14 protein-coding genes are annotated in these 18,173 nt (G+C 60.2%); 10 read left to right on the plus strand and 4 right to left on the minus strand.

The features are described from left to right. Window positions 1-102: 102 nt before the first annotated feature. Window positions 103-756 (minus strand): archease, encoded by a 654-nt coding sequence (locus ACYQ6J_RS09900; RefSeq protein WP_460184019.1) that lies wholly within the window; start codon window positions 754-756, stop codon window positions 103-105. Window positions 757-968: 212 nt separating this feature from the next. On the opposite strand from ACYQ6J_RS09900, the gene ACYQ6J_RS09905 reads away from it, so the two are divergent. The 7 genes from ACYQ6J_RS09905 (at window position 969) to ACYQ6J_RS09935 (ending at window position 9,191) form a co-directional block, all read left to right on the plus strand. Continuing rightward, on the plus strand, window positions 969-1,841 hold the full coding sequence (locus ACYQ6J_RS09905; RefSeq protein ID WP_460184020.1) for a ThuA domain-containing protein: 873 nt from the start codon (window positions 969-971) through the stop codon (window positions 1,839-1,841). Window positions 1,842-2,586: 745 nt separating this feature from the next. Then, complete coding sequence (gene groL / locus ACYQ6J_RS09910) at window positions 2,587-4,224, plus strand: chaperonin GroEL (protein ID WP_460184021.1); 1,638 nt, start codon at window positions 2,587-2,589, stop codon at window positions 4,222-4,224. Between the two features lie 144 nt (window positions 4,225-4,368). Next, window positions 4,369-4,668, plus strand: a complete 300-nt coding sequence (groES, locus tag ACYQ6J_RS09915; protein WP_460184022.1) for a co-chaperone GroES — start codon at window positions 4,369-4,371, stop codon at window positions 4,666-4,668. A 67-nt stretch (window positions 4,669-4,735) separates the two neighbouring features. Next, entirely contained in the window at window positions 4,736-6,355 is a 1,620-nt protein-coding gene (gene groL, locus ACYQ6J_RS09920) for a chaperonin GroEL (RefSeq protein ID WP_460184023.1), read from the plus strand. A 374-nt stretch (window positions 6,356-6,729) separates the two neighbouring features. Continuing rightward, window positions 6,730-7,860: a molecular chaperone DnaJ gene (gene dnaJ / locus ACYQ6J_RS09925; RefSeq protein ID WP_460184024.1), complete on the plus strand. Its 1,131-nt coding sequence runs from the start codon at window positions 6,730-6,732 to the stop codon at window positions 7,858-7,860. Window positions 7,861-8,100: 240 nt separating this feature from the next. Further along, complete coding sequence (gene grpE, locus ACYQ6J_RS09930; RefSeq protein WP_460184025.1) at window positions 8,101-8,685, plus strand: nucleotide exchange factor GrpE; 585 nt, start codon at window positions 8,101-8,103, stop codon at window positions 8,683-8,685. A gap of 188 nt (window positions 8,686-8,873) precedes the next feature. After that, window positions 8,874-9,191: an FmdB family zinc ribbon protein gene (locus tag ACYQ6J_RS09935; RefSeq protein WP_460184026.1), complete on the plus strand. Its 318-nt coding sequence runs from the start codon at window positions 8,874-8,876 to the stop codon at window positions 9,189-9,191. Between the two features lie 166 nt (window positions 9,192-9,357). On the opposite strand, the gene ACYQ6J_RS09940 is transcribed toward ACYQ6J_RS09935, so the two are convergent. Beyond that, window positions 9,358-10,653: a tetratricopeptide repeat protein gene (locus ACYQ6J_RS09940; protein ID WP_460184027.1), complete on the minus strand. Its 1,296-nt coding sequence runs from the start codon at window positions 10,651-10,653 to the stop codon at window positions 9,358-9,360. Between the two features lie 486 nt (window positions 10,654-11,139). On the opposite strand from ACYQ6J_RS09940, the gene ACYQ6J_RS09945 reads away from it, so the two are divergent. Beyond that, the gene (locus ACYQ6J_RS09945) at window positions 11,140-11,706 is read left to right on the plus strand and encodes a hypothetical protein (RefSeq protein WP_460184028.1); all 567 of its coding nucleotides are present in this window, start codon (window positions 11,140-11,142) and stop codon (window positions 11,704-11,706) included. A 28-nt stretch (window positions 11,707-11,734) separates the two neighbouring features. Here the strand turns inward: ACYQ6J_RS09945 and ACYQ6J_RS09950 are convergent, their stop codons facing one another. Together ACYQ6J_RS09950 and acs are read right to left on the minus strand one after the other, a co-directional pair. Beyond that, window positions 11,735-12,484, minus strand: coding sequence for an NTP transferase domain-containing protein (locus tag ACYQ6J_RS09950; RefSeq protein ID WP_460184029.1), 750 nt, complete (start codon window positions 12,482-12,484; stop codon window positions 11,735-11,737). Window positions 12,485-12,769: 285 nt separating this feature from the next. Beyond that, complete coding sequence (gene acs, locus ACYQ6J_RS09955; RefSeq protein ID WP_460184030.1) at window positions 12,770-14,731, minus strand: acetate--CoA ligase; 1,962 nt, start codon at window positions 14,729-14,731, stop codon at window positions 12,770-12,772. A gap of 328 nt (window positions 14,732-15,059) precedes the next feature. On the opposite strand from acs, the gene ACYQ6J_RS09960 reads away from it, so the two are divergent. Together ACYQ6J_RS09960 and nhaA are read left to right on the plus strand one after the other, a co-directional pair. Further along, window positions 15,060-16,589, plus strand: coding sequence for a sulfatase family protein (locus ACYQ6J_RS09960; protein WP_460184031.1), 1,530 nt, complete (start codon window positions 15,060-15,062; stop codon window positions 16,587-16,589). A gap of 212 nt (window positions 16,590-16,801) precedes the next feature. Beyond that, the gene (gene nhaA / locus ACYQ6J_RS09965; RefSeq protein WP_460184032.1) at window positions 16,802-18,076 is read left to right on the plus strand and encodes a Na+/H+ antiporter NhaA; all 1,275 of its coding nucleotides are present in this window, start codon (window positions 16,802-16,804) and stop codon (window positions 18,074-18,076) included. Window positions 18,077-18,173 lie beyond the last annotated feature (97 nt).

Here is an 18,173-nt window from a genome sequence, read left to right on the forward strand (position 1 = left end):
CAACGCAACTCGCGCCAACCGATGTCGCCGTTGTCGGGCGAAATCTCGGTTCCGCCCGCCGACGCCGTTCACCGAAGCGGCGGGATGATCAACAAAGAGGAATTACAGATCGAAGATGATGCGGGATTCGTAGCCGCGTTCGGTTCGGGCAATATGAAGCTCGTGATAGGTTACCGCCTTGATTTCCATCCGCGGGCGATGCCTCTCGGGATCCAACCTCTCACCCCATGCCCGGCCGTGCAACCCGGTTGCGACAAACCGCACGCTGAACCGCCGAAAAACCATGCGTCGGCCGTCAAACACAACCAACAATTGGGCCAACCAGTCGTGCAAAAGGTCCTCCCACGCATCCGAAAGCCGCGTCGGCGCGGCACACGGCGTGCCCGACTCGCCTGGGTTGGGGCGCGTCGGCATGTCAAATCCCTCGTTCGCGGCAACGTCAAACGGGAATTCCGTCTCCTCGCGCACCGCCGTCAAATCTTCCACGAGCAGCGAGAACATGCCCTCCGCCGCTTCTTGGAACAGTCCTTCCAGCGTGGCAGCCTGGATACGCAATCCGATATCGGCGGTGTGGTCGATGATCTCGAACATGCCACAAATGTCACCCGGTTCACCCCGGCGTGAAAGACACGCGGGGCGTACTCGCGCCGCCTTGTTGGCCGCGTCGGCGTTTCCTTCGAGATTCCCGGCGTCGTACGCCGATCGCCCTTCCCTGTCGCCGCTGGGAGTGAGTGTCAGCAGGCTTGTTCCGTTCACAGCACGGACACGGGTATCGCGCGATCTCGCCCGCGACGGACCTTGCCGGAACCGAGGGATGCCGCGTCTTTGCCGCACTCTTTTTTTATGCTAGCCGGGCGACTATGCTAGTCAAAGCCGCTGGGCAATTTCGTCCCCACGGCCCGGATGACCGGACCGGCAGTAGATCGCGTTTTCGGATACCGTGTGTGTTTTCCAGAAAGGAACGTGCCATGAATCGACGTTGTTTTATTTGGGCGGGCGTGCTGAGCCTGATGTTCGCCGCCGGCGGTCTTGCGGCGGAATACAAGGCTTTGATCGTGACGGGCCAAAACGGCCATAACTGGCAGGGGACCACGCCGGTCCTCAAACAGTTGCTTGAGGAGACGGGCCTGTTTACGGTGGACGTCGCCCAGTCTCCGGCAAAGGGCGAGGACATGTCGGGATTCAAACCGTCATTCCAGGATTACAACCTGGTCGTGCTCAACTATCAAGGAGACGCCTGGCCGGAAGAGACCAAGGCGGCATTTGTGAACTATGTCAAGAACGGGGGCGGGGTGGTCGTGTACCACTTCGCCTGCGCCGCCTTCCCGGACTGGCCCGAATACAACGAGATCATCGGTCTCGGCGGTTGGGGCGGTCGCAACGAAAACTGGGGCCCTTACGTGCGTTGGCGTGACGGTCGCGCCGTCTTCGACAACTCCCCCGGTCGGGGCGGCGGGCACGGTCCCATGCAACCGTTCCAAATCGTCGTCCGCCACAACTTGCACCCCATTACCCAGGGCTTGCCCGAAAAATTTATGCACGTCCCCGACGAACTCTACGGTTGGCTCCGCGGTCCGGCCAAGAACCTCACGGTACTCGCCACGGCCTTCGCTCCTGCCGACAAGGGCGGTTCCGACGAGCACGAACCCCTGCTGTTCACGGTCCGGTACGGCAAAGGGCGCATTTTCTTTGAGGCGTTGGGACATACCGCCAAGGAACTGAAAAGCGTGGCATTCATCACGACCTATCAACGCGGCGCAGAATGGGCGGCCTCCGGCAAGGTCACGCAACCCGTCCCCAAGGATTTCCCAACCGCAGACCAGGCTAGCGTTCGAGAATAGAAAATCCTTCCGTCTCGGTAAACCTTGCATCCCAGGTTGCACGGGCCGATTCGAGAAGGCATGCCAATGATTGCCATCGCGCGGCAACGACGGTTCCCGTTGTTGCCGCTTTTTATTGCCCAGTGCCCGCCCGCTCCGGCGTCCAGGCCGGCCCCGTACAATCGCGATCGCGCTGTCCGCCGCGTCCCCCTGATATCCCGACATCAATCAACCAGACAAGAAGGGACGGCGTGCAAGTTTTCCGGCGTCTTTGCGCCCGGCAAAACGATGCTTCACTTCCGCGCGTGAGCGCGCACCGACCGTCGGCAGCTTGAAGGTTTCCGGCGTCTGCCAAAATGGCACTCACCCGAGTTGTGCTCCGCACCAACCGATTCGATCCGATTCGTAATCGTTCTCATAAGTATTTATTTAATATTATCTTATGTCTTTCTCCTGCCGTTCGGAATGGAGATTGCTTAAAGCGGAGCATTCCGATTGAGCGGCTGCCACGAAGACGGCGGACGATTCGCCGTGCCCTGCGCGACTGCACTGCGTGGCCCATAACGTCTCGGCAACCGAAACGGATTTTTGGCGCACACACACGCTTACCGGTGGCGGTCGGAACTTCGGTTGATCGCCTGTGGGGACGTTGCGACGGAGGGAACGGCTTACAGACAGGGCCTTTCTACAGGGCGATTTGCGGAAACAATTCCGGTCGACCTTCCTGAGTGGGGTTAACCTATCACAGATTTGAGGAGGAATCACTGTGGCGAAACAACTGCTATTCGAAGACGTCGCGAGGCAATCGCTGGCGGCGGGCGTGAACAAATTGGCGGCCGCGGTCAAAGCGACGTTGGGGCCTCGCGGCCGCAACGTGATGCTCGACAAGAGTTGGGGTTCCCCCAAAGTGACGAAGGACGGGGTCACCGTCGCCGAAGACGTCGATCTCGAGAATCCCTACGAGAATCTGGCGGCCAAGCTCGTTCGTGAAGCCGCCTCGAAAACGAACGACGTGGCGGGCGACGGCACCACCACCGCCACCGTCTTGGCGGAAGCGATCTTTCAGGAAGGCCTGAAGATGATCGCCGCGGGCGCCGACGCCATGGCCCTGAATCGCGGAATCCAAAAGGCCGTCGATGCCGCCGTCGAAGCCATCCGCAAGATGGCGGTAAGCGTGGACGAGAAGAACCGCAAAGAAATCGTCCAGGTAGCCACCATTGCCGGGAACAACGATCCCTCCATCGGCGCCGTCCTCGCCGAGGCCTTCGTCAAGGTGGGTAAGAACGGCGCGATCACGGTCGAGGAAGGCAAACAGGCCGAGACGACCGTCGAGTTCATCGAGGGCATGCAATTCGATCGCGGCTTCCTCTCGCCGCACTTCGTCACCAATCCGGAGACGCAAACCTGCGAACTGGAACGATGCCTGATCTTGGTGCACGAAGAAAAGATTTCCAACGCCCGGGCGCTGGTGCCCTTGTTGGAAGCGGTCAGCAAGGCCAATCGCCCGCTCCTGATCATCGCCGAAGACGTTGAGGGCGAGGCGTTGGCGACGTTGGTGGTCAACAAGCTCCGCGGTATTTTGAACGTTTGCGCGGTCAAGGCCCCGGCTTACGGTGAACGCCGCAAGGCCATGCTGGGCGACATCGCCATCCTGACCGGCGGCAAGGCCATCTTCAAGGACTTGGGCATCAATCTCGAATCCGTCAAGCTCAGCGACTTGGGTCAGGCCAAAAAGGTCATCATCTCGGCCGACGATACCACCATCGCCGGCGGCGCAGGCGCCAAGGAGGAAATCGAGGGGCGCTGCGAGATGATCCGGCGCGAGCTTCAGACCACGACCAGCGACTATGACCGCGAAAAACTGCAAGAGCGGTTGGCGAAATTGTCGGGCGGCGTCGCTCAGATCTACGTCGGGGCCGCGACCGAGACCGAATTGAAGGAACGCAAGTTCCTGATCGAAGACGCCAAGAATGCTACTCAGGCCGCACTGGAGGAAGGCGTCGTACCGGGCGGCGGCGTGGCGCTTCTGCGTGCCGCCAAAGCCGTGGAAAAATTGGAGTTGACCGGCGATGAGGCCTTGGGCGCCAAGATCATCGCCAATGTTCTGGAGATTCCCTTGCGAACGATCGCCGAAAACGCCGGTCAACAGGGCGCCGTGGTGGTCAACCGCGTTCGCAAGATGAAGAAGAATGAAGGCTACGACGCTGACCGCGATCAGTTCGTCGATATGATGGAAGCCGGCGTCATCGACCCGGCCAAGGTGGTTCGCGTGGCGCTTCAAAACGCAGCCAGCGTGGCCGGCCTGCTGTTGACGACTTCCTGCCTGGTGACGGAGATTCCCAAGAAGGAATCCGACAAAAAGCCCGCCGGGCACAACCACGACATGGACGATTACGACTATTGATGCACTCGGGCCGTCGTCACCCGCCAAACGGGCGGCGCCCGAAGGAAAGGCAACCAGGGAGAGAAAGGCAGCAACCGGAAAGCTCTCTCGACGGATACAGGTTGGTTCGAACTGGACAGGACTCAATAGAAAAGGGTGGTAGAGATGAAGGATATCAAGTTGCGCCCGTTGGATGACCGGATCGTCGTGGAGCCTTTGGAGGCCGAAGAGACGACCCCCGGCGGCATCGTGCTGCCGGATACCGCCAAAGAAAAGCCGCAGCGCGGAACCGTGCTCGCGGTCGGTCCCGGTCGCCTGCTGGACAACGGTAAGCGGACCGAGATTTCAGTAGCCGTCGGCGACGAGGTCATTTTCGGCAAGTACAGCGGCACGGACATCGAAATCGACGGTCGTGAGGTCAAGATCCTTCGCGAAAGCGATGTGTTGGCCAAGGTCGTAAAGTGAGGTCGGGCGTCCGGTAAAGACGCACGGAAACGCATCGCTCGGATACAGATCATAAGGAGCCGCAATCGTGGCGAAACAACTGCTATATCAAGATCAAGCCCGCGCCAAACTGCTACGGGGCGTGGAAAAAATGGCCGATGTGGTCGGCGCCACGCTCGGACCGGCGGGCCATAACGTGATCCTCTCCAAATCCTTCGGCGGACCGCAGGTGACCAAGGACGGCGTCACCGTCGCCAAGGAAGTGGACCTGGAGGACAAGTTCGAGAACATGGGAGCCAAGCTCGTTCGCGAGGTGGCCTCCAAGACGTCCGACACGGCGGGCGACGGCACCACCACGGCCACCGTGTTGGCTCATGCCATTTACCGCGAAGGACTGCGGAACGTGGTGGCCGGTAGCAATCCCACCGCCATCCGTCGCGGCATCGAACGCGCGGTGGAAGCCGCCGTCAACCATCTCCACTCCATCGCCAAGCGGGTCGAGAACAAGTCCGAGTTGGCCAGCGTGGGTACCATCAGCGCCAACAACGACGCTGCCATCGGCAATCTCTTGGCCGAGGCCATGGAAAAGGTAGGCAAGGACGGCGTCATCACCGTCGAGGAAGGCAAGTCCGCCGAGACGACCTACAAGATCGTCGAGGGCATGCAGTTCGATAAGGGCTACCTGTCGCCGTACTTCATCAACCGCATGCCGGAGATGGATTGCTACTTGGAGGACGCCTTCATCCTCATCCACGAGAAAAAGATCAGCAATTTGCGTGAGCTGATCCCCGTCTTGGAAAAGACGGCGCAAATGGGCAAGCCCTTGTTGATCATCGCCGAGGACGTGGAAGGGGAAGCGCTGACGGCTTTGGTGGTCAACAAACTCCGCGGCATTTTGAACGTGTGCGCGGTGAAGGCCCCAGGCTTCGGCGACCGACGCAAGGCCATGCTGGGCGATATCGCCATCTTGACCGGCGGGACGCTCATCAGCGAGGACCTGGGGATGAAACTCGAAAACGTCGAGTTGTCCCACCTCGGTCGAGCCAAGAAGATCACCGTCGATCGCGACAAGACGACCATCGTCGAAGGCGGCGGAAAACCTGCCGACATCAAGGCCCGCGCCGATCAACTTCGCCAGTTGATCGAAACTACCGACAGCGACTACGACCGCGAGAAATATCAAGAGCGATTGGCCAAGCTCTCCGGCGGAGTGGCGGTCGTGCAAGTCGGAGGTTTGACCGAGGCCGAGATGAAGCAGACCAAGGCCCGCGTGGAAGACGCCTTGCATGCGACGCGCGCAGCGGCGGAGGAAGGCATCGTGCCGGGCGGCGGAGTTGCCTTGCTGCGGTGCCGTGAAGCCGTGGAAAAGGCTCGCAGTGCCGCCCGCGGCGACGAGAAAATCGGCGTGGACATCGTATGGCGAGCCTTGACCAAACCCTTGGAAAAGATCGCAGCCAATGCCGGCGTGGACGGTGCCGTGGTCGTCCAAGACCTTTTGGAAAAGGAAGGCAACGTCGGTTTCGACGCCTTGACCTGCAAGTACGTGGACATGTTCAAAGCGGGCATCATCGACCCGACCAAGGTCGTTCGTTGTGCCCTCGAGAACGCGGCCAGCGTCGCCTCGCTGATGTTGACCACCGAGGTGCTCGTAACCGACGTTCCCAAGGAGGATGAAGAGGAAACGGTCGCGGAAGGCGTAATCCGCTGATCCGAGACGAGTTCGGCGCGGATCGTCGCGCCGGAAATAACGTTGCCGACACGTGAGAAAGCAAGCCAGGGCCGTCTCCCGGGAGGCGGCCCGAAGCTTGTCGCCCAGTTGCCGTGTCCGCAAAATTTGCGATTTCCCACACGATCGAAAGTTGACGATGCCTGTCAGAGGCCGGTTGCGACGGCGTTTCGCGAAACCACAAGGGGAGCTACACTTGAGAGGGTGAAGGTTCTTGGGATGCTTCCTCGATTGCAATCGATCCGCAAGGAATGAGCGATTCGATCCCATTCGCTCACCATCCCCGACCGGCTTTCGCCGACCCTCTCACTAGCGACCCGTTGTTATCCAATCTCCTTGAGCCTGACATGGCGACCATGTCCGAAAAAAAAGACTATTATCAGGTTCTTGGCGTTTCGCGCAACGCCTCGGACAAAGAGATCGCGGATGCCTATCGCAAGCTGGCCTTGAAATACCACCCTGATCGCAACCCGGGCGACGAGGAGGCGGTGGCTCGATTCAAGGAGGCTGCCGAGGCATTCGAGGTTCTTAGCAACCCGGAGAAGCGGGCGGCCTATGACCGATACGGTCATGCGGGACTGTCGGGGAACTATCAGGCCCATCAGTTCCGCGACATCAACGAAATCTTCTCGGCCTTCGGCGATATCTTCGGCGAAGGGATTTTCGGCGAGATTTTCGGGAGCATGGGCGGGCGCAATCGCCCGCGGCGAGGCGAGGACATCCTCTGCGAAATCTCGCTCGATCTGCACGAGGCGGCGGAGGGAGCCTCCAAGACCGTCCGCTTCCGCAGACACGAGATTTGTGAAACATGCCGCGGATCGGGCGCCAAGCCCGGCACGAAACCGGAGACCTGCCATTACTGCGGCGGTCGCGGACGCATCATGCAATCGGCGGGGCTATTTTCCTTGCAAACGACTTGCCCGGCCTGCGGCGGTCGTGGCACAACCATTCCCCACCCCTGCACCCAATGCAAGGGAAACGGGGCGGTGATCGAGACGGTCTCGCGAGAGGTCAACATCCCCCCGGGCGTCGATTCCAGCACGCGACTGCGACTCCAAGGCGAGGGCGAACTTAGCCCCAACGGCGGTCCCCGGGGCGATTGCTACGTGCTACTCCACGTCCGCGAGCACCCGTTGTTCAAGCGGGACGGGCAGAACCTGATCTGCCGCGTGCCGATCACGTACACGCAGGCCGCCCTCGGTGCCGACATCGAAGTCCCCACGCTGAACGGTCCCGAAAACCTCAATATCCCTCCCGGCACGCAGAGCGAAGAGGTCTTTGTGCTGCGAGGGAAAGGCATGCCGAATATGCGATCCCGCCGAAAAGGAGACCTTTTGGTGCAGGTGTTCATCGAGGTCCCCAAGACTCTCAGCCCCAAGCACGAGAAACTGCTGAGAGAGCTTGCGGAGATCGAGAATGCCGACGTCATGCCCAAACGAAAGGACTTTTTCGGCATGATCAAGGAGCTTTTTTCGAAGCGTGGATAAGATAGTCCCAAGACATGCCGCAGGATGTCGGTGCCGCGAGCTGAGACGAGCGGCTTGAGTGTGTGGACGAGAAGACGGTTCGCCTGAAGGTGTATCGTGACGAAATGGCAAGGGAGCGAGGACACGACGATGGCGAAACGATCTCAAGACCGGAAACCGCAAGAAAGCGCCCCTCGCGATGCCGGCCCTTCGCAGGGTGAAACTTCGCGAGAACCTTTGGTATCGCAAACGGAAAGCAAGATGGATTCAGTGGACTCTTCGGAACAAACCCCAATCCCCGACCGGACTCCATCGGACGACGCCGGCTCGGGCGAGGTTGACGGCCGAACTGAAATTGCACGACTTCAGTCGGAAGCCGAGGCCCTGCGGCGGGAGGCGGACGAGCACCGCAATCGCGCAATGCGATGGCAAGCGGAATTCGAGAACTATCAGAAACGGGTTCAGCGGCAAATGGCCGACGATCGCCGTTACGCCGCCGCGGATCTGATTCGCGACCTGCTGCCGGTCTTGGATAACCTCCAAAGGGCCATCGACTCGGCGGAAAAGAATCACGATCTTTCGGCGCTCTTGACGGGCTTGAACATGATCGTGAAGCAATGGCAGGACGTGTTGGAAAAACACGAATGCCGCCGGATCGAGGCCTTGAACCAACCGTTCGATCCGAATTTGCACCATGCGATTTCGCGTCAACCGACCGGCGACTCCCCGCCCAATACCGTCATTTACGTGACGCAAGAAGGCTACACCTTGCACGATCGAGTGGTGCGACCGAGCCAAGTCGTGGTTTCCATGTCGCCGGACGGCGAAGGCGAGCAGTCCGGTTAAATGCGAGCACAGATTGGCCGCCTGTAATGGAACCGCCTGATCCGGTCAGACGGGCGTTCCGCCGAAGATCCTCCGGTGCGGCGCGACCGGCTTTCGAACGGACGTTGCGTCGATTCCTAGATACAGAGGCTGCGAGAATCAGAACTTACCCCGACCGTCATACACTTTCATAACCCGGAGATGCAGCTATGCCGACCTATGAATATGTTTGCGATGCCTGTGAACATCAGTTCGAGACGTTTCAAAGCATCACCGCGGCCCCGCTGGTCAAGTGCCCCGAATGCGGCAAAAAGAAACTGCGCCGTTTGATAGGGACCGGCGCGGCCATCATATTCAAAGGTTCCGGGTTCTATTGCACGGATTATCGCAGCGACTCGTATCGGCAAGCCGCCTCGAAGGACAACGGTAAGTCGTCCTCGAACAACGGGTCCGGCAACGGCTCGAGCAATGGATCGGGCAAGGGCAAAACGTCCGCCAAGAAGACTTCCAGCGAGGCGAAAACCTGACCCTTCTTGTCGCACCATGCCGTTCCTCGGCGCGACACACCAGGCACGGCGAAAATCGCTTGGAATCTCGAATCGTTCGGGAAAACCGCGTGTCGAAGCCCCCGGGCTTACGCGAGGCCGCGCCGTCCGACGTCGTTGGTGCCGACAGCGTCATACGCACCGGGGCTTAGGGTGCAATCGGCGGCAACGGTTGCACTTCGGCCACCGGTTCGGCCAACACCGGCGGTAAAGGCGCCACGACGGAACCGGACTTCGGTGATTGGATGGTGACTTCCTTGCCGGTCTTCGGGCTCGGTTGTGAAGATGCGGGAACAAGCTTAGGCGGCGCACTCCGCGACATCTCGGTGCCGGCATCGAACTCTGAACGAGACCCCCTTCCTCCCGGCGGCGACCACGAAATGAGCGGCGGCGTTCCCGGGTCCGGCGTTCGGTCGGTGCTGGCGGTACCGTCATTTCCGAAGGCCGGAGCGGAGGTTCCCTTCGACTGCGGGGAAAAGAACGGCAGACGAAACGGACTCGCGCGGCGTCCGTCGTTGTTATCCGAGTCGGTTTGAGACGGCGCAGCGGCATCCTTCTCCGCCGACCCCGGTGCAGCCAATTGCTGGGTCAGCGAGACTCGCTGCTTCGCACGCCCCATTCGAGGTTCCTCAGAAATCAATGAATTGTCGTTTCGGGTGCGAAGCGTCTCCAACCACTGCCGGGCTTCCTCGAAATCGGGTTTGCGTTGCAGGGCAAGATTGAAGTACCGCGCCGCGGCGGTCGTATCGCCCCTTTTCTGGAGCAGATACCCCAAATTGTAATAGGCCTGGGCTTCATCCTGGACCGCTCGAAGCTGCTGTAAAGCTTCTTCCGTCCGTCCGGCTTCCACAAAGATCACGGCAAGATTCGTGCGATACAACTCGTGCCTGGGATCGAGGTTCACCGCCTTTTGCAAGGCGTCGGCGGCTTCGGAGAGCTTTCCTTGCCTCGCCAGGCATAGGCCGAGGTGGTTCCAGGCGGCGGCATTCTCGGGATGATACTTGACCGCTCGTTGATAAGTTTCCAATGCCTCCTTGTAATCCCCTTCGCGATCCTTGAGTCTTCCCAACCCCAGCAAGGCATCCAAGTATTTGGCATCCATTTGAAGGGCGCGGCGATACTGTTCTTCCGCCTTCTCGAATTGGTTGGATTTCTCATGCAGTTTTGCCATGGCGACGTAAAGTCGCGGGCTGGGCTTGGCTTCGGTGGAGAGCGAAGTTGGATCCGCCGTCTGCACCGGTTCCGAGTAGCTTGCCGCAACCGCTCCGCCGGACTGGGCAGGCTTGAAAGAGAAAAGGGACGTCCCACCGGAAGCGCCGCCGAAGGGCGATTGGACGGCATTTTGCGTCGGCGAGACGCTGCGAGAGGCGGTGCATCCCGCAGTCATCACCGGGATGAGAACGCCGACAACTATAAACCCCAGCTTGGCCTGTAATCGAAGCACGGCAGTACCCTCCGTGGCGTGAAGTGCAAGTGCGGCGGTAACCGTCGCCGGACCGAAAACGACGGTCTCCGAACCGCATGGTCGGGCCATTTCCCGGCTCGACGACTTCGTTGTCAAACCGCAGGACTTCCGGAAAATCGAGCGGTGGCCCGATTCCGCAATACCCGTTTTCTTGTCATCGGCAGATCTTTCCGAAAAATCGAGAGAAGTGCGCGACATGGGATAAATGCGATAAGTTTATCGACACATTCGTTTCCCAGAGTTACGCTGTTTCGCGGGCCGACGGGCCGGAAGATAGGAAAGATGCGTAGCCGCCGCAAATCCGTCGTAGATTCTCGCCCCGCGCTGCCGATACTCGAAACAAGGGCACCGGAGCGCAACCGGGCGACCCCTGCCGCGGCTTTTCGCCCCGTCCGCAGTCGCCCTCGCGGCAAAACTTTACGATGGAACGAGACACGCTCATCGACCTAAACGAGGATGGTCACTATGCAAAGGTCATGGATGATTCTTGCGGCTTTGGCAGGCATGATTGTCGCGATTCCCTCGCCGCAGGCTTCGGCGCAAGGACTCAAAGCGTTCTTTCACCGCATCGGGCAAGACACTTATCGCAACAACTCTTGGCCCGACTGTTTTGTCCCCAATGACCGTTTCGCGGCCAAGGCTCCGCTGGAACTGATGGTCCAAAAGGGGTGGATGGGCCAGAACCTGATTTCAGAGCAGCATTTTGATCAGGAGACCGGCAAGCTGAACCAGGCGGGAAAACTCAAAGTCGAGTGGATTCTGACCGAGGCGCCCAGCACGCATCGAACCATTTACGTGCGTCAATCTTATAAGGCCGAAGAGACGCAACAGCGTGTTGCGGCGGTGCAAGAATGGGCGAACGAGGTGAACGGTCCCGAGGGGGACATCGACATCCAGACGGTAAGGATGGCTCCGCCGGGTTGGCCTGCGGAAATGGTCGACTCGCTGGAGCGGAAATACATGGAGACCATGCCCGCCCCACGTTTACCGAAACTCGAAAACGGCGGCGGCGATTCGAGCAACTCTCCTTAAGCCGTTCTCCTTAAGCCGTGCCGGATCGTCACGCGATGCGGGAGGCGCGATTCAATTCCGCCATTTGATAGCGGAGCGATGGGCAGCGATCCAGCAGATTCGTGATGGTCCGCAGATCACAATCCGGACCCAAGGTTTCGAGAATGATCTGGTGATACTCCCAGTCGTCTTCACTACTTAACGTGAGGCGAAGATCATCTCGATCGATTTCCTCGGGCAGCGGAATCCATCGCACGCGGAACCGTTCCGGACGCTCGTAGATGTAGCGAGTGGGATGGGTCCGGTGTTTGGCGGACTGGACGTTCCGGGCGACATCCAACAGCGTCTTGGCGTTCACCCATTCGCCGAACACTCCGACCGGCGTGGCCATCGCGGGCGTGCCATTGTGACTGCGGTAGCCCAGGTAATCGACCGGGTCGGACACACGACGACTTTCCTTCACCAACCGGTCCAAGAGCACCGGATCGAAGAGCGGGCACGCGGTTTCGATCCGCACAAAGTGTGCGGCGGGATAGGCCTCCAGAGCGGACGCCAATGCCCCCAAAGGATCCGCCGCCTGAGCGACAAAGACCGGCACGTCGAGCGGCGTCAAATGCTTGACGAACTCGTTGTCCGGGTTCGCCGTGGTGACCACGATCACGCCGTCCAATTGCTGGCTGTCCGTGGCGCGGCGCGCAACCCACTCCAATACCGACTTGCCGTTGAGCTTACGAGAAGCCCTCGCCCTCTCCTTGGGAAGCGAGAAACACGCATCGACGATACCAAGGTTCTCTAACATCCGGCCCACCTCCTTTCGGCTCTCCGTCTCCAGTCGCTCACAGATGCCGGACCTGCGTTCGCCATTTAATATAGGGGTTGCAACGAACCTCCGTCAAGCAAAATCCCCCTGAAAATGGGACCGCCCGCAGTGTCCAATTCGAGTCGCCGCGGGCGGTACGGATCAAGCTTATCACGAGTCATCGACACGAACGATCTGCGGCCTTGTGCCGCCGATTGTGCTTCGGTGCGGATGCGTCTTCGCGCGCCTTCCCGGTCGCTCGTTCGATTCCCTAACGACGGTCGATCAACCTTCGTCGCCGGCGCGAAGTCGAGCCAGCACGCTGTAGTCCTCCAAGGTGCTGGTGTCGCCCACGGTCTCGCGACCGGAAGCGATGTCCCGCAGCAACCGCCGCATGATCTTACCGCTTCGCGTCTTCGGCAGGGCCGCCGTAAAGTGGATGTCATCGGGGACGGCCAGCGCGCCGATCTCTTTGCGGACGTGCTGTTTCAACTCCGCCCGCAACTGGTCGGACGGTTCGAAGCCTTCCGCCAGGGTCACGAACGCGCAAATGGCCTCGCCTTTGACGTCGTGCGGTCGTCCCACGGCGGCGGCCTCGGCCACGGCGGGATGACTGACCAGGGCGCTCTCCACTTCGATCGTACTGAGTCGGTGCCCGGAGACGTTGAGCACGTCGTCGATCCGCCCCATGATCCAGTAATAGCCGTCCTCATCGCAGCGGGCGTTGTCACCGGCGAGATACTTGTGGGGTACGTCCGACCAATACTGCCGCTTGTAGCGTTCGTCATCGCCCCAGATGCCGCGGAGCATCGAGGGCCAGGGTTTGGTGATCACCAGCCATCCGCCCGTACCTTGAGGAACGGGTTTGCCGTCCTCGCCAACGACCTCCGGAACGACTCCCGGCAAGGGCTTGGTGGCGCTTCCCGGCTTGAGCGGCGTGCAACCGGGGAGCGGAGAAATCATGATCCCGCCGGTCTCGGTTTGCCACCAGGTATCCACGATAGGACAACGACCGCCGCCGATCTTCTCGTAGTACCACATCCAAGCCTCGGGATTGATCCCCTCGCCCACGCTGCCCAACAGGCGGAGGCTTGACAGATCGTGCTTATCCACGTGCTCATCGCCCCATTTGATGAACGTGCGGATGGCGGTGGGAGCCGTATACAAAATGTTGATCTTGTAGCGTTCGATCATGTCCCACCAACGGTCCTCGGCAGGGAAATTCGGAGCGCCTTCGTACATGAAGGAGGTGACTCCCGCCGAAAGCGGACCGTACACGATATAAGTATGGCCGGTGATCCAGCCGATGTCGGCCGTGCACCAGTAAATGTCGTCGTCGCGGACGTCGAACACCCACTCGGTCGTCTTCTTGGCGTAGAGATTGTAACCCGCCGTGCTGTGTTTGATTCCCTTCGGCTTGCCGGTGGAACCGCTAGTGTACAAAAGAAACAGCGGCGCCTCGCTGTCCATGGGTTCGGCCGGGCAATTCGCGGAGGCGTTCTCCATCAATTCATGCCACCATAGATCGCGGCCTTCCACCATGGGGATGTCTTGACCGGTCCGCTTATAGACGATGCACTTCTCCACGGTCGGCGACTTCGCCAAGGCGGCGTCGACGTTGTCCTTGAGGGGAACGATCTTGCCGCGCCGCCAACCGCCGTCCGCCGTGATCATCAGCTTCGCCTGGGCGTCATTGTTGCGGTCCGCCAACGCCTCGGCTGCGAATCCGCCGAAGACGACGGAGTGAACGGCGCCGATTCTCGCGCAGGCCAGCATGGCGATCGCCAACTCGGGCACCATCGGCATGTATAATGAAACGCGGTCGCCCTTTTGAATGCCCAAGCCCTTGAGCACATTGGCGAACTTGCACACCTCGCGATGCAACATTTCGTAGGTCAGAACGCGGACGTCGCCCGGTTCACCTTCCCAGATGTACGCCACCTTGTTGCGACGCCAAGTGGTCAAATGCACATCGAGGCAATTGTAGGAGATGTTCGTTTGCCCCCCCACGAACCACTCCGCGAACGGTTCGTTCCAATTGAGCACCTTCTCGAACGGCTTGAACCAGTGCAATTCCTGGGCCAATTCTCCCCAAAACCCTTCCAGGTCATCTTTGGCACGTTGCCACAGGGCCTCGTATTCCGCCATGGATTTGATACGGGCTTTGGAAGAGAACTCCTGAGAAGGCGGGAACAGGCGGGCCTCTTTCATCACGTTTACGATACCTGATTGTCCCTGCGCTGCCATCGATGGCACCTCCCTTTCCGGAAAGAGGAATGGTTACCGAACGGAAGAATCGACTCACGCCGCCGTTCGCTGCAATGTCTGACTGATTCTAGAGACCGCTGATATGGGTGTCAATAATTTCGAAAACCGCCGGTTGGCGCCCTGCGAACTCGAAAACGCAAGGCCGGCGACCCATGTACGTCGAAACGCTGAAGCGCCGGGCAAAGCATTGGTTTTACTGTGTGGGTTGAGTATATTGGCGTCAACCTTGTCCAGAGTTGACGGGCGGTGCGAACCCGCCTGAACCCGTGGGTTCCTCGAACTCCATCCGTCGGGGAGGCCGGCCATCATGACGAAGAATCGCGTACAAAGAAGAATCATGCTGAACGTTTTCTCGCGGGTCCTGCCGGCTTTCGCGGCTTTTTGGCTCAATCCCGCCTTCCTCGCCCGGGCCGCTTCGCCCGCCGCGGATACGCCCAACTTCGTAATCATCTTCATCGACGACATGGGTTACGCGGACATCGGGCCGTTCGGAGCCGAGGGCTATTCCACGCCGCATTTGGATCGCATGGCCGCCGAAGGCCGCATCTTCACCGACTTCTACGTCACGCAAGCCGTTTGCTCGGCCTCTCGCGCCGGTCTCATGACAGGATGCTACAACGTTCGGGTCGGCATCCTTGGAGCGCTGAATCACACAGCGAATCATGGGCTGAGTCCCCAAGAGGCGACGATCGCCGACATCGTGAAACAAAAGGGTTACGCGACGGCATGCTTCGGCAAGTGGCACTTGGGCCATCACCCCAAGTTCCTGCCGACGAGCCACGGGTTCGATGAATACTTCGGCTTGCCCTATTCCAACGATATGTGGCCGTTCCACCCAACCGCCGGACGAAATTACCCCAACCTGCCTCTCTTGCAACAAACCGAGGTGATCGACGACGACGTGACGGGCGACGACCAGAAGAATCTGACGACGTGGTACACGGAACGTGCCGTCGACTTCATCGAGAGGAATAAGGATCGCCCGTTCCTGCTTTACGTGCCGCATTCCATGGTCCACGTTCCGCTTTACGTCAGCGACAAATTCGCGGGCAAGAGCCAACGCGGCTTGTTCGGTGACGTGGTCATGGAGGTGGATTGGTCGGTGGGGCAAATCCTCGACACGCTCCGCAAGAATCAGCTCGATCGCAAAACGCTGGTGATTTTTACGACGGATAACGGCCCCTGGCTGTCCTACGGCGATCATGCAGGCTCGGCCAAACCGCTTCGAGAAGGCAAGGCGACCATGTTCGACGGCGGTTGCCGCGTGCCCACCGTGATGTGGTGGCCGGGTACCGTCCCCGCCGGTACCGTGTGCCGCGAGCCTGCCATGACCATTGACTTGTTGCCGACCATCGCGGAGATCATCGGTGCTCAATTACCGCCGCACAAAATCGACGGAGTGAGCATTTTGCCGCTGATCCGCGGCGATGCGGAGGCCAAAAGTCCTCACCAAGCCCTTTTTTTCTACTGGGGCCGGGAACTGCATGCAGTTCGCATGGGCAAGTGGAAGCTGCATTTTCCACACAAGTATCCAACTTTGGCGGGGCGTCCGGGCGGCACCGGAGGCATGCCCGCACCCTACGAACAAGCGTCCATTGAGCTTTCTCTTTTCGATCTGGAATCCGATCCCGGCGAAACGAAGAACCTCGCCGACCAATACCCGCAAGTAGTTCAGCAGATCGAGGCGTTGGCGGACTCGATGCGAGAGGATCTCGGCGACGCTCTGCGGAACATGCCGGCCAAGGGCGCTCGCCCCGCCGGAACCTTGGAGGAAGGAGAGCCGCGATTCCACTGGCGACCCGGCCAACCCCTCGACCGCACGGCATCGTTCCCGTAATAGCCGTCCGTGTCGCGGCGGTTTCGACTGATCGGTAGGACTTCTCCCCGAAAGCCCTACGCAGCAAGCCCCGCGGCGTGCCGACAGGATGGGCATTCACGCCTTCGCGACGCGGGCGCGCTACGCGCAGCCCGTTGTCTCTCGAAGGTTCCGCGCTACAATTCCGCGACTTGCCTATCCGATTTGTACCGCTCCTGCATTGAGGCCCGGCCATGCAACACCCCGAGCCGAAACTCCAAAACCCGTTCAACCGACTCTCGATCCTCTTTCAAGAGTTCTTACGACAAGAGGCGGCAGGCGGCGTCATTCTCGTGGCTTGCGCGGTCATCGCCATGGCCTGGGCCAATTCGGCGTGGTCATCGTCCTACCATGAACTTCTCGCAAGCGTCATCACGGTCAAATGGAGCGGCGTAGGCGTGGAAAAGCCGCTACTGCTGTGGATCAACGACGGTCTGATGGCCGTCTTCTTCTTTCTGGTCGGTTTGGAAATCAAGCGCGAGATCACCGGCGGCGAACTGGCGGGCTTTCGCAAGGCGGCCCTGCCCGCCGCGGCGGCTATCGGCGGAATGGTCGTGCCGGCTTTGTTCTACGTCGCTTTCAACTGGGGCGGCGAAGGGCTGAGAGGCTGGGCCGTGCCCATGGCCACCGACATCGCCTTCGCCATCGGCGCGCTTGCCCTGGCAGGTCCGCGGGTGCCGGTCACCGCCAAGGTGTTTCTGGTGGCCCTGGCGATTGTGGATGATATCGGCGCCGTGCTCGTGATCGCCCTGTTCTACACGAACCAAATTCACACCGATGCGCTCGTTTCGGCGGCGTTGGCGCTGCTGGTGTTGGCCGTGCTCAACCGCGCGGGATGCCGTTATGCCGTACCTTACATCCTGGTCGGCGTGGTCTTGTGGTACTTCATTCTGAAGTCCGGTGTCCACGCCACCGTGGCGGGCGTTTTGGCGGCGCTGACGGTACCCGGCAAGCCGCGAACCCCCGAGGAAACCGGCGGTCCCGATAGCGCCGTCCCCCATGGCGAAGAAGCCTCCCGCGCCCACTCGGCACACCATTCCCTTCTTGAACGGATGGAGCATGCACTGCACCCCTGGGTGGCCTTTTTCATCATGCCCGTCTTCGCTTTGGCCAACGCCGGCGTAACATTGGAGCCCGGCTTTCTTTCCGGCTTCGCTCACCCAATCAGTTTGGGCATTATGACCGGCTTGTTTTTCGGCAAGCAGATCGGAATTTTCGGAGCGTCGTGGCTTGCCGTGCGATGCAATCTGGCGGAGTTGCCCGCCGGTGTCTCGTGGCGTCAGATTCACGGGCTGAGCGTCATTGCCGGAATCGGCTTCACCATGTCGCTCTTTATTGCCGCGCTCGGATTCGGGCCGGGCCAGTCGCTTGATACGGCCAAGACCGCCGTTCTCACCGCTTCGTTACTGGCCGGCATCGTCGGTTGGTTGCTTTTGCGATTTTCCCCCGCAACGCACGAGCAGGCCTGAGGGACCAACCCCGCACCGTCGGCAAGCATCGTGGAGAGCTTGAAGAGGCTGGGAAGAGTCCGGGAATCCCCGCGGGATCGGTCGCTGCGGTTGCGCT

The organism is Thermopirellula anaerolimosa (assembly GCF_054657335.1).

Coding starts and splice junctions, on each gene's coding strand:
- ACYQ6J_RS09945 (WP_460184028.1), top strand. CDS start 11,140: ATGCAAAGGTCATGGATGATTCTTGCGGCTTTGGCAGGCATGATTGTC.
- groES (WP_460184022.1), top strand. CDS start 4,369: ATGAAGGATATCAAGTTGCGCCCGTTGGATGACCGGATCGTCGTGGAG.
- dnaJ (WP_460184024.1), top strand. CDS start 6,730: ATGTCCGAAAAAAAAGACTATTATCAGGTTCTTGGCGTTTCGCGCAAC.
- ACYQ6J_RS09935 (WP_460184026.1), top strand. CDS start 8,874: ATGCCGACCTATGAATATGTTTGCGATGCCTGTGAACATCAGTTCGAG.
- grpE (WP_460184025.1), top strand. CDS start 8,101: ATGGATTCAGTGGACTCTTCGGAACAAACCCCAATCCCCGACCGGACT.
- ACYQ6J_RS09960 (WP_460184031.1), top strand. CDS start 15,060: ATGACGAAGAATCGCGTACAAAGAAGAATCATGCTGAACGTTTTCTCG.
- acs (WP_460184030.1), bottom strand. CDS start 14,731: ATGGCAGCGCAGGGACAATCAGGTATCGTAAACGTGATGAAAGAGGCC.
- ACYQ6J_RS09905 (WP_460184020.1), top strand. CDS start 969: ATGAATCGACGTTGTTTTATTTGGGCGGGCGTGCTGAGCCTGATGTTC.
- ACYQ6J_RS09950 (WP_460184029.1), bottom strand. CDS start 12,484: ATGTTAGAGAACCTTGGTATCGTCGATGCGTGTTTCTCGCTTCCCAAG.
- nhaA (WP_460184032.1), top strand. CDS start 16,802: ATGCAACACCCCGAGCCGAAACTCCAAAACCCGTTCAACCGACTCTCG.